Annotated in this window: 16 protein-coding genes and 1 pseudogene; 4 read left to right on the forward strand and 13 right to left on the reverse strand. The window is 30.4% G+C overall.

Going from position 1 to position 14,972, the window contains the following annotated elements; genetic code table 11:
* Window positions 1-372 precede the first annotated feature (372 nt).
* The 5 genes from rfbB to G9F70_RS20405 form a co-directional block, all read right to left on the reverse strand.
* Complete coding sequence (rfbB, locus tag G9F70_RS20385; protein WP_164948030.1) at window positions 373-1,425, reverse strand: dTDP-glucose 4,6-dehydratase; 1,053 nt, start codon at window positions 1,423-1,425, stop codon at window positions 373-375.
* 6 nt (window positions 1,426-1,431) lie between these two features.
* A complete protein-coding gene (gene rfbC, locus G9F70_RS20390) occupies window positions 1,432-2,004 on the reverse strand; it encodes a dTDP-4-dehydrorhamnose 3,5-epimerase (protein ID WP_164948029.1) in 573 nt (190 codons plus the stop codon).
* 15 nt (window positions 2,005-2,019) lie between these two features.
* Complete coding sequence (gene rfbA / locus G9F70_RS20395) at window positions 2,020-2,922, reverse strand: glucose-1-phosphate thymidylyltransferase RfbA (protein ID WP_164948028.1); 903 nt, start codon at window positions 2,920-2,922, stop codon at window positions 2,020-2,022.
* A gap of 20 nt (window positions 2,923-2,942) precedes the next feature.
* A complete protein-coding gene (locus tag G9F70_RS20400) occupies window positions 2,943-3,104 on the reverse strand; it encodes a hypothetical protein (protein ID WP_224617709.1) in 162 nt (53 codons plus the stop codon).
* A 641-nt stretch (window positions 3,105-3,745) separates the two neighbouring features.
* A complete protein-coding gene (locus tag G9F70_RS20405; protein WP_224617710.1) occupies window positions 3,746-4,564 on the reverse strand; it encodes an ISAzo13-like element transposase-related protein in 819 nt (272 codons plus the stop codon).
* A gap of 244 nt (window positions 4,565-4,808) precedes the next feature.
* On the opposite strand from G9F70_RS20405, the gene G9F70_RS20410 reads away from it, so the two are divergent.
* The 4 genes from G9F70_RS20410 to G9F70_RS20425 all read left to right on the forward strand — a co-directional run bounded on the left by G9F70_RS20410 (window position 4,809) and on the right by G9F70_RS20425 (window position 7,893).
* A complete protein-coding gene (locus tag G9F70_RS20410) occupies window positions 4,809-5,384 on the forward strand; it encodes a DUF6431 domain-containing protein (protein WP_164948068.1) in 576 nt (191 codons plus the stop codon).
* Between the two features lie 106 nt (window positions 5,385-5,490).
* On the forward strand, window positions 5,491-6,750 hold the full coding sequence (locus G9F70_RS20415; RefSeq protein ID WP_125006703.1) for a DDE-type integrase/transposase/recombinase: 1,260 nt from the start codon (window positions 5,491-5,493) through the stop codon (window positions 6,748-6,750).
* Window positions 6,743-7,546, forward strand: coding sequence for an ExeA family protein (locus tag G9F70_RS20420; RefSeq protein WP_164948066.1), 804 nt, complete (start codon window positions 6,743-6,745; stop codon window positions 7,544-7,546). Before G9F70_RS20415 ends, G9F70_RS20420 begins: the two co-directional genes overlap by 8 nt.
* Window positions 7,547-7,575: 29 nt before the next feature.
* Window positions 7,576-7,893 carry a DUF6618 family protein gene (locus tag G9F70_RS20425; protein ID WP_164948065.1) on the forward strand — a complete coding sequence of 106 codons (318 nt, stop codon included), beginning with the start codon at window positions 7,576-7,578 and terminating at the stop codon, window positions 7,891-7,893.
* Window positions 7,894-8,062: 169 nt separating this feature from the next.
* Here G9F70_RS20425 and G9F70_RS20430 read toward each other — a convergent pair whose 3' ends face one another.
* The 8 genes and pseudogenes from G9F70_RS20430 to G9F70_RS20455 form a co-directional block, all read right to left on the reverse strand.
* Window positions 8,063-8,512, reverse strand: coding sequence for a hypothetical protein (locus G9F70_RS20430; RefSeq protein WP_164945513.1), 450 nt, complete (start codon window positions 8,510-8,512; stop codon window positions 8,063-8,065).
* Window positions 8,513-8,668: 156 nt separating this feature from the next.
* On the reverse strand, window positions 8,669-8,794 hold the full coding sequence (locus tag G9F70_RS27120; RefSeq protein WP_263484343.1) for a hypothetical protein: 126 nt from the start codon (window positions 8,792-8,794) through the stop codon (window positions 8,669-8,671).
* A gap of 356 nt (window positions 8,795-9,150) precedes the next feature.
* Window positions 9,151-9,525 (reverse strand): annotated as a pseudogene (locus G9F70_RS20435) (hypothetical protein); the annotation flags it as partial.
* 408 nt (window positions 9,526-9,933) lie between these two features.
* Window positions 9,934-11,391: a flippase gene (locus G9F70_RS20440; protein WP_164945514.1), complete on the reverse strand. Its 1,458-nt coding sequence runs from the start codon at window positions 11,389-11,391 to the stop codon at window positions 9,934-9,936.
* Between the two features lie 141 nt (window positions 11,392-11,532).
* Window positions 11,533-12,138, reverse strand: coding sequence for a DapH/DapD/GlmU-related protein (locus G9F70_RS20445; RefSeq protein WP_164945515.1), 606 nt, complete (start codon window positions 12,136-12,138; stop codon window positions 11,533-11,535).
* Window positions 12,135-13,355, reverse strand: a complete 1,221-nt coding sequence (locus tag G9F70_RS20450) for a hypothetical protein (RefSeq protein WP_164945516.1) — start codon at window positions 13,353-13,355, stop codon at window positions 12,135-12,137. Before G9F70_RS20450 ends, G9F70_RS20445 begins: the two co-directional genes overlap by 4 nt.
* 389 nt (window positions 13,356-13,744) lie before the next feature.
* Window positions 13,745-13,873, reverse strand: a complete 129-nt coding sequence (locus G9F70_RS27125; RefSeq protein WP_263484344.1) for a hypothetical protein — start codon at window positions 13,871-13,873, stop codon at window positions 13,745-13,747.
* Window positions 13,874-14,075: 202 nt separating this feature from the next.
* Window positions 14,076-14,954 carry a glycosyltransferase family 2 protein gene (locus tag G9F70_RS20455; RefSeq protein ID WP_164945517.1) on the reverse strand — a complete coding sequence of 293 codons (879 nt, stop codon included), beginning with the start codon at window positions 14,952-14,954 and terminating at the stop codon, window positions 14,076-14,078.
* Window positions 14,955-14,972 lie beyond the last annotated feature (18 nt).

A 14,972-nucleotide genomic window follows, 5' to 3' on the forward strand; every position in this document is an offset into this window, starting at 1 on the left:
CAGTAGATAGGATAAGGTTTCCCATTTTTCCCGCTTTGTCCCAACAGCTTAGTACATTTCTGTTGCCAAAAATGCACCTGTGGTAGCATTACCCCAAATGGTAGGGATAGCCCAAAAGTTTAGTTAATACTTAGGCAGCTTTTAAACCGACCTCTCGTCACAGAAAGATAAAGTCATTTAAAGGCTTTAATCCTTCCAAATAATCATTCCTTCCTATATTCTTATTTTATCAGAAGATTACATTTAATTCTACACTATTAATAAACTAATGTGGTGAAATTTAAATTTAACAACGAAAAAACTACTAAAATATATTCAGTAGTTTCCCCCCAAAGTCATAGAGTTAAGTCCCTAAGAGTTCAATTATATCTATTATTTTTCATACATATTGTTATAATAATTTCGGTACTCACCGGAGGTAATATTATCCATCCACTGTTTATTGTCTAAATTCCATTTTATTGTCCTCACAATTCCTACTTCAAAGGTAGTTTCAGGTTGCCATCCAAGCTCTTCTTTTATCTTAGCTGGGTCTATTCCATATCTCATATCATGCCCTTTTCTATCTTCAACATAAGTTATTAGTTTTTCTGTTATTTCACTGTCTACACTTTCGTTTAAATAATTTATAACAGTTTTAACTATTTGCATATTAGTTCGCTCGTTATGTCCACCTATATTATAAACTTCCCCTACCCTGCCACTATTTATAACCATATCTATAGCTTTGCAATGGTCTTCAACATATAACCAATCTCTTATATTCATTCCATCACCGTATACTGGTAGATTTTTATGATTTAAGCAATTGTTTATTAGGAGTGGTATTAATTTTTCTGGAAATTGGTATGGTCCATAGTTGTTTGAACATCTAGTTGTATTTACAGGCATTTTATAGGTATCATAATAAGCCTTAACCATTAGATCTGCACCTGTTTTGCTTGAAGAATATGGGCTGTGTGGGTCTAGTGGTGTAGTTTCAAGGAAGAATCCTGTAGCGCCAAGTGATCCATATACTTCATCCGTGGATACTTGCATAAACTTCTTGCCTTCTTTAAAGCCATCTTGGGTTGCCCATGCATTTTTCGCTACATTTAAAAGGTTTACAGTACCTAAAACATTTGTCTTCACAAATATTTCTGGTTCTTTTATGCTTCTATCTACATGTGATTCTGCTGCAAAGTTTACAACATAATCAATATCAACTTCCGCAAATAATTTTTCTACTAACTCTTTGTCACATATATCTCCTTGAACAAAAGTATAGTTTTTATTATTTTCTATATCTTTCAAGTTTTCTAAATTTCCTGCATAAGTTAATTTGTCTAGATTTATAATTTTTATATCTGAATATTTATTTAACATATAATGAACAAAATTTGCACCTATAAATCCAGCCCCACCTGTTACTAAATAAGTTTTCATAAACACCTACACCCCTTTATATTCAAATGGTATTTCTAAATCTTTTAGTTTTCTTTGTATTTTATCCTTATCTGACAATAAAATCTCTTTTATATCTGCCAGTGGCCATTCTATAGCTATATCTTCGTCATTCCATAATACTCCACTATCATACTCAGGTGCATAATAATCTGTACATTTATAATTAAATACAGCCTCATCTGACATAACTAAAAACCCATGAGCAAATCCTTCTGGAACATAAAACTGTTTTTTATTTTCAGCTGTAAGGATTACTCCTTCCCATTTTCCAAAGGTAGGTGAACCCTTTCTTAAATCTACGGCTACATCAAAGACTTGTCCCTCTGTAACACGAACTAATTTCCCTTGAGTATGTTTAGTTTGAAAATGAAGTCCTCTGAGTACTCCTTTTTTAGACTTTGATTCATTATCTTGAACAAATTCCATTGTAAGCCCAGCTTCAAAGAAGTCATTCTTATTGTAGGTCTCCATAAAATAACCTCTGTTGTCACCAAAAACTTTAGGTTCAATTATGTATATACCATTTATCTTAGTTTCTATAAAGTTAAACCTTCCCATAAGTTCCTCCCTTCATTACTCTGTTACAGCAGCTGCTTCTAAATTAACTTTATTATACTCGTCAGCTATCTGCACCAAATACTTACCATATTCAGTTTTCATTAATGGTTCTGCTATCTTTAGAAGCTCTTCTCTATTTATAAAACCATTTCTATAAGCTATCTCTTCTATACAAGCTACATATAATCCTTGCCTAGTCTGAATAGCTTCAACAAAATTAGCTGCATCCAGTAGACCTCTGTGAGTTCCTGTATCAAGCCAAGCCATCCCTCTACCAAAGAGCTCAACTTTTAGTTCTCCTCTTCTTAAATATTCATTATTTACTGCTGTTATTTCTATTTCTCCTCTAGCAGAGGGCTTAACATTTTTAGCAATATCTATTACAGCGTTATCATAGAAATATAAACCTGGAACAGCATAATTTGATTTAGGTTTTTGAGGTTTTTCCTCTATAGATACTACATTATTATCTTTATCAAATTCAACAACACCAAATTCAGTTGGATTACTTACATGATAACCAAAAATAGTAGCTCCTTCTCTTTCTGATGCCCTGGTTAATCTTTCAGTAAAACCATAACCATGGAAAATATTATCTCCAAGTACTAAGGCTACCTTATCCTTTCCTATGAACTCTTCGCCTATAATAAATGCATCTGCAAGTCCTCTTGGCTCTTCTTGAATCGCATATTGTAATTTAAGTCCTATATCACTTCCATCACCTAGTAACTCTTCAAAAGTAATTATATCTCTTGGTGTTGAAATAATTAATATTTCTTTTATACCTGCAAGCATTAATACTGATAATGGGTAATATATCATTGGTTTATCGTATATTGGAAGTATTTGTTTTGATACTGCCTTTGTTACTGGGTAAAGTCTTGTGCCGGAACCACCGGCTAAAATAATACCTTTCATATTTTGCCCCCTTAGAAATTTCATAATTCCCATCCCTGACTGGCCACGAAGCTCTTTTTTTCTTTTATTGCTATTGCGCTTTCAATAAATTCTTTGTACAACTCTCTACATTTAACACTTCTAAAATAATCAACTATATTTTGTGGTTTTATTATTTGTTTGCAGTCTAATCCTACGAACATGCTATAAGAACTCCATTTATAAGCTTCTGCTTCTCCCAGCATTTTAACTCTTACAAGATTTAAATGTATATATATACCATTTTACAACATTTGTTTGTCATCTTCAATTAATCTTTCAAAATATTTGTCCTGCCATAAGTGTCCTACATAATTGTATTTTTTATTAAAATACCTTGAATATATAGAATCTAATCTTCTAATTAAATTATCATCTGCGATACTGCAATATTAACGGCTTCAGAAGGAGATTTACCTCCTTGTAGACCTCTGGGGCAGATAACAATTATCAATTGTTATCCTCCCACTTATAGAAGTGGGAGACTTTCCTTCTGAAATGTCGTTAAATATTCTGTTTTCTTTTCATTAGCATATATTAATAAATGTATATGATTTATCATAAGAGAATAGCATGTTAACTAATAATTATGTATTTAATAATAATTTATAGATTCCTTCATTATTATTAAGGCATGTTAAAAAAAATAACAAGTCAATTTATATTGAAAATGCAGTTTAACATTATGACTAAAGTTTAAACTGTTTTTTCAATGTTTATTTTCTTTAATTATACTAAATTGGTATCAAATTAATTATTTAAAGCTAAAAAGTATACACTTTCCCCTTACCCCAGAATTAGATTCTTATACTTTCATTTCCATATCAAGCACTACTCTGCATTTTTGTGGTAATATCGTAACAAACCACTTTTCAATACCTTTAGTTCCATACAGCACAGTCTCATAAATATTCATTACATTCTTTTCTACTTTTTTGCCTGTTTCATACACGCTTTCATTAAGAGTTACAAAAGGATTTTTTCCTTTCCAAGTCATGCTGCTTGCAAAACCTAAAACAGCTTCATTGGTATCAAGAATATCTCCATTCCAGTGTTGCTCCAAACTTCCCCATACTCTTTCTATAGGATTATATTTACTATGATAAGGTGGATAATATGCTAAAATAACTTTCACACTGTAGGTCGATGAAAACTCTATAATTCTTTTCATGAATTGCATTCTACGACTGCTATTCTCTGGTCCGTTATCAGCATTTATTATAAGCGTATCTTTAGAATACCAGTATCCACTTTTAAGCCAATAAGCCTCTATACTATCAACCATAAAATCTGATGTGGCCTTAGTTTGAGTAAATATTAGTTCCAAACTATCGTTTGTTAAATCCAATATCCCAAATGGCGTCAAATAATCATTACCAAAGTCGTGGTCGCCTGCCTTAATAGCAATTCTACTTCTACCGCCTCTTGAAAAATCACCAACTTTTACTCTATCTTTTGTATCAATTGATATTCTTACAACATTCTCCTTACCTTTATTTTCATCGTGTACTTTTTTTAGACTTTCAAATATTTTATCAGTTTCCTCAATTTTCTTTAATGGTTTTACTTTTCTTACTTTCTTAAGTTTATAGCCCATTTTGTTTATTTTATTGTAGTACGTCAAAATATAGCTTTATGGAACTGCATTCCTAAGTCAAATTATAACTATAATACTAATAATTATCTAGTGGTTATTTGCTTTTTTACTAAGCAGATTATTCCTATAACAAAGCTCCTAATGACTTGACATCATTAGGAGCTTAATTTATGCTTATTATTAAAACTAGAGAAAGGAAAAGGGAGAACCCCAGCCGTCCAAAGCAATGTTCTCCCTTTATTAGAGTTAATACTCTTATAAAACTACTATTATGATAAGATTAAATTTACAATTATGCAAGTGTTTTAAGCAAATTTCTTTTGAAAATGAGATAACTGCCTTTAATAAATATGTAAGCTCTGTTAATATAGAGACTTTAGTATGTCCATTTTGTGGCGCTAAACATGCGCTATCTCCATTTGCGTCTTACAAACGCCATCTTGTGACTTATAATAATAATACTGCTCAAGATAATATAATCATCATTTCTAGATATATTTGTTCATCATGTAAACGTACTCATGCCCTTCTACCTTCTGTAATTGTGCCGTATATGTCATTTAGTTTTAAATTCACTGTTTACCTCATCCATGACTATCTTGTACATAAATATCACTCTGTGGAAGCTATGTGCGAACATTATGGCATTGCTATATCTACATTCTATCGAATTTTAAAGAAGTTTAAAGAACATAAACAGATGTGGCTTGGACTTTTAGAGGACAAGCTCATTTCAAACTTAACTTTTGTGCAGCATATCATAAATAGTTCCTTTGATAAACTTGAGGACTTCATAATACAATTTTTCAAGCAAAATGGTTCATCGTTTTTTCAAGGAACGTCATAGTTTAGCTATAAGCATATATTTTTAATTTTAATTTAGGCAGACCACTTAATACGATAATGGTCATTGAAATACCTATATGATAACATTTTTCTAGAGGTGATAATAAATGAATAACAAAGAAATAATCGAAATAGCATCTATTAGATTAGCACTAATAGCCCCTGCTATAAATAATACTTTTACTGAGCAATCTAAAATTGCTTATTATAGACGTGTTTCTATTAACCCTGTAAAATTACCTAACGGCAATTCAGTTTTGTATAGCCCAGGAACACTTTCTAATTGGGAATCAGAATATAATAGATTTGGTTTTGATTCCCTTCTTCCGAAGACGCGTAGCGATATAGGTCAAACCAGAAAACTAAGTAATGTAGCTATAGAGCAGATATACACTTTAAAAAACAACTTTCCTAAAATTAATGCTACGCTTATATATTATAAACTCATCGAAGATGGCTTTATTAAAGAAAAGGATGTGTCAATTTCAACTGTTCAACGGTTTATAAAAAATAACGATATTAGATCTGCTAGATGTATCAACATGAAAGATAGAAAAGCTTTTGAAGAAGAATTTGCAACTGGAATGTTTCAAGGCGACACCTGTTACGGTCCATTTATAACTGAAAATGGTGAGCGCAAGCGGACGTACGTAATTATGTTAATAGATGATAAATCTAGATTAATAGTAGGCGGTAGATTCTTTTACAATGATAATTCTTATAACTTTCAAAAGGTACTTAAAGAGGCTGTAGCCAGGTATGGAATTCCAAAAAAAATTTATTTGGATAATGGCTCTCCGTACAGAAATGAGCAATTAAGTCTTATATGCGGCTCTCTTGGAATAGTAGAGCTCCATACAATGGTAAGGGACGGAGCATCTAAAGGAAAGGTAGAAAGAAATTTCAGGACATTAAAAAGCAGATGGCTAAACACTTTAGATGTAGAATCTATTTCCTCCTTAGCGGAGCTAAATGATGAATTATTCACTTATATTAATAAGCATAACATAACTATTCATTCATCTACAAAGCAGCGTCCTATTGATAGATATAAGAGCGATTTAGCTCATGTAAAAGTAGCATCTGACAGTGAATGGCTAGATAATTGTTTTATGAATCGCGTACAACGGAAAGTAAATAATGATGCAACTATAAGCATTGATAAAATATCTTATGATGTACCTATGCAATTTATAAAACAGAAGGTTGAAGTGCGGTATCTACCTGATGACATGGACAGTGCTTATATCTATTATGAAAAGATTAAATATAGCATTAGAAAAACAAACAAGGTTGAAAATGGTAAAACCAAACGTAAAAACCCACTTAATATAGATTATTCAAAGGATGGTGTTAAATATGTTTAAGCAGTTTTATGGTATGACCTTAAACCCTTTTGAAAAAGGTATTAAAGAAAAAGATGCATATATCTCAAGGGATTTAAAAGAAATGATATCAAGACTTGATTATCTTAATGAAACTAGAGGCATTGGATTATTTACGGCTTCGCCTGGATCAGGAAAAACTTTTGCTCTAAGATGTTTCGCGAAAAAAGTTAATCCAAATTTAACAAAGGTTATTTATCTTTGCTTTACTACCGTAACTACTGCTGAGTTTTATCGGCAGTTTTGTATCTCACTAGGACTCGAACCTTGCTCTCGCAAGTCAGACATGTTTAAAAATATAAAAGACTATATGGAAAACATGAGCAGTGATAAGGGTGTCCATTACATACTTGTATGGGATGAAGCACAGTATTTAAGTAATGATATATTGAAAGATTTAAAATTACTCATGAATTTTTCTATGGACTCAAAGGACTGTTTTTCACTGGTTTTAATAGGTCAACCTATACTTAATAATATCTTAGAAAAACAGATACATGAAGCATTAAAGCAAAGGATCATAATAAATTATGATTTTGAAGGGTTTTCAGAGACTGAGGCTGTAGAATACATTCATTCGAGACTATCATTGGCAAGTGCTTCTTCTGAAATTATTGATAATAATGCCATTTTAGCTGCATACAGAAGCTGTACTGGTTCTATAAGACGTCTAAATATGATATTAACAAAGGCTTTAATAATAGGTGCACAGCACGAAAAAACAGTGATTGACACTGACACAATAATGGCTGCCGCCAATGAATTATCGCTTCGGTAATCGTAGATTAGTTTTTAGGAGGATTGTCTATGCTAATTAAATTTGAGTGTACAATGAAAACGGGCAAAAAAATAGAAAATTGGTCTGGGATGATAACTAAATTAACTGAATTTGGAAGTCATTATGAGCTTAAGATTGAAAGTAGAAGTGGCTTTATTGTAGTTATAGGCAAAACAAATTATGGAAATTTTGCTTGTATCCCTGATTATGATGTAGGCTGTCATCTTTCTACCTTAAACGATTTATTTTGGAACTCTGAACGCTTATGTGAAATTATGAACAAAGTAGATGCGATAACAGTGGCTCATGCCTTACAAGCTATGGCCGAACATATTAATTTAAACTAACATACTTGGGTAGCTATTATTGCTACTCATTTTTTATATAAAAGTAGCCTGCCGGCTAAAAGAAATTATATTAATAAAATGCTTTTTTCTTACTGATAAAGTGATTTTATAGGGATAATCTGACGTAAATCACCTACTAATAATAGAAATAAAATGACGTTTCAATTAGTTATAATTTGACGTTTAACATTTTATTGTTTAATGTTTGATTTGTGGGTAGCTCTTTTTCATCATAACCTTTTTGTTTAATAAGTTGATTTCTAACTTCTTTCACAGTAATCCTTGTAAATAGCCTTGTTGTATTAAAGCTTGGATCTGTCTGACTTTGACAATCAACAATGTCCTTTATATCAAGTATTAAATTATGAAGGGTTTCTTCAATATTTTTGCGACCTCTTGCGTTAAAGGCATCAACAATTCTAATTCCTGACTTTAACTCATGGAGTCCCTTTCTTATGGTATCACGGCTAACCTTAAACTCCTTAGCTACCGCTGATTGACCCCCTTTACCAATTCCTTTTGAAACTTTTGCCAAAGCAATTCGCTTATCAGAGCCCCTAAGTTGATTTATATTTTCTATAAAAATATCTTTGCATTTCCAAAAAAAATTATGTATCATAATATCTGTATCCTTTGTTATGTTTTTTTTGTTTTTGTCGTTATTAACTATTAAAACATAATTCAAAGGATATTTTTATATTTTTAGTTAAAATGTTATGTTATTCCTTTTATTGATGCCTTTAGGTTGAGATATTATGAAAAATTGACTTGTTATTTATTTTGAAGTGCCTAAATACATATTAAAATAAGATTCATCTCTAAAAATATCATTTCTATGATTTCCTCTTGCTGTTATATGGTAATTTGATCCCCTATACCATATTATTTTAGGTATCGCCATTTTCTTAACTCTTTCCTTTTTTTTAATTATTGACTTAAATTAATCAATTTAAACCTAAAAAAAATAAACTATGTTAAGTTTTTTTACTTAACATAGTTTACAATGTAACTCTCTTTTTATCTCTTTGGTAAAAATTTGATCTTCCCCCGAGGTGCTAACAGAAATTGGTTGCGCTAGCAGACTGTTTCAGTTTACTATGAGGCGCTGACTGGAATGTCAGCGCCTTGCTATTAAGTAGGCTAATTAGCTACATTCCTGTACTTATTTCTAAATTCTACGTTTTTGTCATCTTTAATAGAATTTACAAGTTCATCCTTCTTTCTTGATATTTTCTACTTCTTCTATTGTTAAGTCACCACTATTTTTGACTCATCATTATTTTTATACCTAAATTTACCCCATATCCTATAAAAGTATCTGAACATTCTTTCCCCAAAAACTTCATGTCCACCGCTATGGCTTTGTACTTCTACGTGTATGAATAGTATCTTACTTCCTTTATCTTTTAATCTCACCTTTATTATTTTATCCGATATTACTGTTTCAGTACTCTCTTTATCAAATATATATTTCTGTATTTCCAGCAATTCCTTCTCTAAGTATTCTGCTCCTAATTTCCAATCTATTTTATTAAATATCTCTAGAAATAGTAATCCTACTACTTCCACTTCAAATGCTTCTAAAATGGACTTCCAAGCTGCATCAAAATCATTGTTTTTGTCGAAATTTATTCACTTCCTTGTAATTCTGTAATTCATTAATTGATTTTATTATATTCACCTTAATTTTTCCTTTACACTACTTTTAAACTACTAAAATTATGTCGTGAGATCTATATTTAACGACAAAAAAACTACCGAAATATATTTGTATATCAGTAGTTCCCACCCATGGCTGCCCCCAAGTTTTTTTATTCTATTCTACCCAACCATACCCTTACTGACTCAGAATCAGCTGTTCCATCCTTGATGCCCTTCGGGTTCACTTTTTGCTTGTAACTGATAATTTTTCGGACCTCTGAGGTGTTTGATGGTCACGAATGAGCACTCAAACACCTCGTTTGGCTATCCAGTTAACTTTCATCTTTGCTTTAGATGTATCAGCATAACACTCAGCTATACCGCCGTGTATCCTAGTTACTATTTAATATAGGAGTTAATTTTGTTTTTTACAAAAGTAACTATCATAATTACTAATTCATCTTTTCTAATCCATAGTGGTATTACATAAACTATACCGCCTACAGCTATTAATATCAAAGTATGACGAATATTTGCTGTAGGTACAAAATACGTTTCAACAAACTTTATTGCTATACACATAATAAATGAATACCCTAAGTACTTAAAGATGGATTTAAAAATAATTGTAACGTCAATTCGTTCTCTATTAATATACATTAGTATTACTAATATCAACAATTCACCAATAATTGTAGCTATGGCTGCACCTTCTGCATTAAAATAAGGAATTAATAAAGCGTTAAATATACAATTGCATATGGTTCCAATTAATATTATTACTGTAAGCACTTTTTCCTTTTTTATAGCCACTAAATATTGATTTCCAATAATATTATTCAATCCCATTATCAAAGCTAAAGGACTAAAAATTTTAATTAATACAGAAACTTTATCGAAACCTTCTCCAAAGAACCAAGGAACCAAATTATCAGATATTGCTATTAGACCAAACATAATTGGTAATGTTATAAAGCAAACAAATCTAAGAACATACTTTAAATACTTATTGATTTCCTCTTTGCTATCATGTGAAAATAAGACGGCCAATCTCGGCATTAATACCATACCTAATGAAGTAACAATCGCTGTACTAAAAGTTATTATTTTTTGAGATTGTTCATAGAATCCTACTTCAAGCATTGAGCCGCTTAATGCACCCAACATAGTTTTATCAATTATAGCATATAATGTTGTTACGGAATAAGGAAGTAAAAGTATAATTGCTGGTTTTATATGCCTTTTAAATTGCAAATCTTTAAACTTTACTTTTCCTACATACCTCGGTACATACAACCATAATGATAGATTTCCAAGTAAATTTGCAAGCATTATGTATAAAGCATAAGCATATAAGTCTCCTCTATTTTTTACTAAAGTAAATATCATTATAACACTTGCCAGTTTTATTAAAAAATTTCTTCCTACCACTATTTTAAATTCCTCTAATCCACCTAAAAACCATGTAATATCAAAAATTGTAGCAATTATACCCATTCCAACCATAAAAAACATTGATGAATATTGATTTTTTCTAACTACAAATAATAAGAAGAACACTATCAGTAAGATAAGCAATGCAATACATTGACATGTAAAAATTTCAACAAATGTCTTGCTTCTCTTTTCAAAATTTTCTCTAGTATATGCTATTTCTCTTTGTCCGTATATTGGAAAACCTAACGTCCCTATTACTATAAAATATGTAGAGATAGACAAGCAATAACTATAGATTCCTATCCCTTTTGCACCTATTACTCTCGAAATATAAGGTGTAGTAATTAGGGGTACAATAACAACTAGCACTTGATAAATTAAATTAAATATATAATTACTTGCAACGCTATTTTTCTTCATAGTAACACTTTCTTCAACCTTTCTATTTTATCGTCAGTTATTCTTTGTTTTGCAACTCAACGTTTTAATCCAACCAGGTATAATCTATAATATTAACAATAAGAGAGTTGAATACAATTTAGTTAGACTTATCAACAATTTTTATTTAATTATTGTACTTTCATCAGATAAAAATGAAATATTATCTTTTATCTTTTTTTCATCCCAATCCCACCATTTTGAATTCTCAATGCATGTTATTTTTTCTTTATTAAACCTCCAGCCTATATGCTCTGCAGGGACTCCACCTACAATTTCATACGGTTTTACATCTTTTGTAACAACAGCTCCTGCGCCAACTACGGCTCCATTCCCAATTTCTACACTTTGTAAAATTATTGCATTCAAGCATATCAAGACATCATTTGCTATTACTACTTTCTTTCTAATTCTATTGCTTATTACAATTGGATGTGTTGTGATGTGCTTTAAATCATGTTCCGCAGGACATATGTATACTCCAGATGAAATGGAACAAAACTTCCCAATTGTGCAATTCTCCACTGATGAATCTCTGTTAATGTAACTATAGTCCCCTATCGTTACAGTTTCATCAACAACAGTATTTTTACCGATAGATACATTCTTACCATACGTAGCATGTAAATCTGCTCTATAACTATGTATATGTGTATGTTTCATTAAATTATAAATGTCTAAATAAAAACTTTTTATTATGTTTCTTAATAATACTAACAACATTCTCATCTTTTATATTTTTCTCCTTTAAATTGAATAGGTAAATTATTTAATTTTACAATTAGAAATGGAAAGCAAAACAAAATATTACTAGAAAAAATACTATCACTTCCAATGCATGATACTAAAATAATAATCCACATCATTTTTTGTGTAAAATTTGTTTTTTTTAATAAAATGGAATATCCAATAAAAAATATTATGCTTCCAATTATACCATAATAATAAAATAAACGAGGTAAAGCAGAAAGATATCCCTCCATATATTCATATGAACGCATGCCAACTCCAAATAATCCTTGCTGGGTGAATAAATTTTCCCCATTAAAAACATTTTGATAAGTACCAACTCTTAAACTAGTTGATTCTCCGAATGACCCATTCTCCGACATTGTTCTTTCAATAAAATATTCATAAAATCCAAATTTAAAAAATACAAATAAAATAATAGGCAATAGTATTATTAGCAACCTTATGAATTTTTTACTTACTTTATTATTAGTTATCATCCATACTAAATAGCTTGTCCATATAATAAGCATAAGAATAATTCCAGTTGACGACATTGACAAAATAATTCCAAATGTTAAAAAAAGTTCTAAATAATATGTTTTCTCTAAATGATAATTAGAAAATAATGTTATTATCAAGAAAAAAACTATATATATTGCATAGCTAGAAGGTTCAGGAAAAACAGATCGAGGTCTTACATAATATTGGCTATATGAAGCATGCTGAATAAAATACAAAACATCTTCACTCATTAAATTCAAGAACGGAATCTTTCCTGTTAAATAAAATCCTGAAGTTCTTAGTAGTAATGTTTGAATAATAATATATAATGTAGAAAACACAGATACTATTTTAAACACTTTATATCCCAATCTCGCATCAAAATAGCATTTGATGAGGGCTATAGTACTTACTATATAGAAAACATAATGTAGCGTTCTGATTGAAATACCAATTATATATTCATCACTCTCCGTAAAATGTATTATAAAAAGCTGAATTAATATGTAAAATAAGTATGGTGTAAGAGCACATAACACTTTTCTAGATAATTTAAACTTTCCCCTTATAATATCAAAAACTATAAAAGGAAAGACTGCCAATAATAATATTTCAGCTAAAGATACATTTTCTATAACTGTACTATATTGCTGCATAATTGGATATATTAGCAATAATATGGTAATATATCCTGTCACAAATTTTTTGTTCATTATAATATAACTCCTTATAATATCTAGTGATAAGAGATTTTAATCCTTACACCATCCTATTTTTATTTTCAATACATGCGCTTAACATATCATTTAAATATACTACCCATTCCATATATGTCGAAAACTACTCCCTATACTGCATTTGGTCCCATTATAGTTACTTTAATTACTAATCTATAAATACCGTATAATAAACTACACTATATTTCTTTCTTTTTTTAAAATAACCAAACTATCTATACATTTTTTCAGATAAAAAAACACAGTCGTTGGTTTGAAATGAAATAATTAACAAAGACATATTCCTACTATTTTTGTGCTTTTAGCCCTATTGTAACTGAAGATACATGAACAACTATTGTTTTACAATTTTTTACTTCATTTTCCTAGTTTCCGTATGAAAAACTTTGAAATGGAAGATTATAACTAATCCACATTGTTCTAAATCCTCTAATTAGCTTAGGAAACTCTTCCATTATAATTTCTGCATCTATATTGTTATTTTTCCATTCCAAGTAAGCATAATCTATTTTTACGCTTTAAACTAAAATGAGAGTATTTTCTTTAATTTTATTAATTTAGCAACCCTCATTCACATCAGTCTATTTGATCTGTTTATAGATATATTTCACATATTCTTTTAGAAAATAGATCATTTCTATTCGTTTGCTGTGACCATATGTTCCAAAACCTAACTATATGTTTATGTTTTTCACATTATCTATAACGTAAAATATATAATAATATTGCTGGGGGATAAGCTAATACTGCAAAATTTTTATATGGTGCGTTTTTGATTTTGTGTTTTTCTTTGCTGAGAATACAACCGACCATGTAACGTATGCTATTAAGATATTTGCTCTTGATAGATTTTGAAAATGCTGCTGACTGTCGATTAAGAACCATATAGCCTCTAGGGTTATTTTTCGTCAAGCTTCTAACATTTGCTGTATAGCCATCTTCAAGATATTCACATATATAAAGTATCCTATCTAATAAATATAACGAATAATGTTGGTCAATTTGAAGATAGACGTAACTTTCACCAATAAATTTTTCTCCTTGAACTACAAAAAATAAAAACTGTTTTAAAATATCTGTGCGAAAAAGTAATGCTGTATCACCACGAAAACCATATCTATCACATAAATCAGTTAAGGGAGATATTTCTACATTTTGGGGCATCCAAGTTCCCATTGGCGTATCACTATCTTTGCCTCTTAATGCCACGATGCCGCTAATTTTCTGCTTATTTTTTATACTATCCCAAGTTGAAATAAAACTTTCTATAGCATCTTCTGTTACATAGTCATCAGAATCAACGCAGATAAAAAGTTCTGTATCACAAAGTTCTACACCTTTATTGTGAGCTCTCTGTTTTCCACCGTTTTTCTGTTTGCAATATCTTACTTCTATAAGCTCTTCCGACAACCAAGTATTCACAAGCTCTTCTGTATTGTCAGTAGATCCATCATCTACAATAAGCCAAAGAAATGAGTCATTTGTCTGCCTTTTCAAACTCTCATATAATCGGTTCAAAATGTAAGCACGATTATATGTGGGAGTAAAAACTGTTATTCTCTTTTTTTCATGCATAATTATCCCACCTACTTA

It is taken from the genome of Clostridium sp. FP1, from assembly GCF_011065975.2.
GTDB classification, from domain to species: domain Bacteria; phylum Bacillota; class Clostridia; order Clostridiales; family Clostridiaceae; genus Clostridium_AD; species Clostridium_AD tagluense.

Coding starts and splice junctions, on each gene's coding strand:
- rfbB (WP_164948030.1), bottom strand. CDS start 1,425: ATGAAAACTTATTTAGTAACAGGTGGGGCTGGATTTATAGGTGCAAAT.
- rfbC (WP_164948029.1), bottom strand. CDS start 2,004: ATGGGAAGGTTTAACTTTATAGAAACTAAGATAAATGGTATATACATA.
- rfbA (WP_164948028.1), bottom strand. CDS start 2,922: ATGAAAGGTATTATTTTAGCCGGTGGTTCCGGCACAAGACTTTACCCA.
- G9F70_RS20400 (WP_224617709.1), bottom strand. CDS start 3,104: ATGTTCGTAGGATTAGACTGCAAACAAATAATAAAACCACAAAATATA.
- G9F70_RS20410 (WP_164948068.1), top strand. CDS start 4,809: ATGATAAGATTAAATTTACAATTATGCAAGTGTTTTAAGCAAATTTCT.
- G9F70_RS20415 (WP_125006703.1), top strand. CDS start 5,491: ATGAATAACAAAGAAATAATCGAAATAGCATCTATTAGATTAGCACTA.
- G9F70_RS20420 (WP_164948066.1), top strand. CDS start 6,743: ATGTTTAAGCAGTTTTATGGTATGACCTTAAACCCTTTTGAAAAAGGT.
- G9F70_RS20425 (WP_164948065.1), top strand. CDS start 7,576: ATGCTAATTAAATTTGAGTGTACAATGAAAACGGGCAAAAAAATAGAA.
- G9F70_RS20430 (WP_164945513.1), bottom strand. CDS start 8,512: ATGATACATAATTTTTTTTGGAAATGCAAAGATATTTTTATAGAAAAT.
- G9F70_RS27120 (WP_263484343.1), bottom strand. CDS start 8,794: ATGGCGATACCTAAAATAATATGGTATAGGGGATCAAATTACCATATA.
- G9F70_RS20440 (WP_164945514.1), bottom strand. CDS start 11,391: ATGAAGAAAAATAGCGTTGCAAGTAATTATATATTTAATTTAATTTAT.
- G9F70_RS20445 (WP_164945515.1), bottom strand. CDS start 12,138: ATGAGAATGTTGTTAGTATTATTAAGAAACATAATAAAAAGTTTTTAT.
- G9F70_RS20450 (WP_164945516.1), bottom strand. CDS start 13,355: ATGAACAAAAAATTTGTGACAGGATATATTACCATATTATTGCTAATA.
- G9F70_RS20455 (WP_164945517.1), bottom strand. CDS start 14,954: ATGCATGAAAAAAAGAGAATAACAGTTTTTACTCCCACATATAATCGT.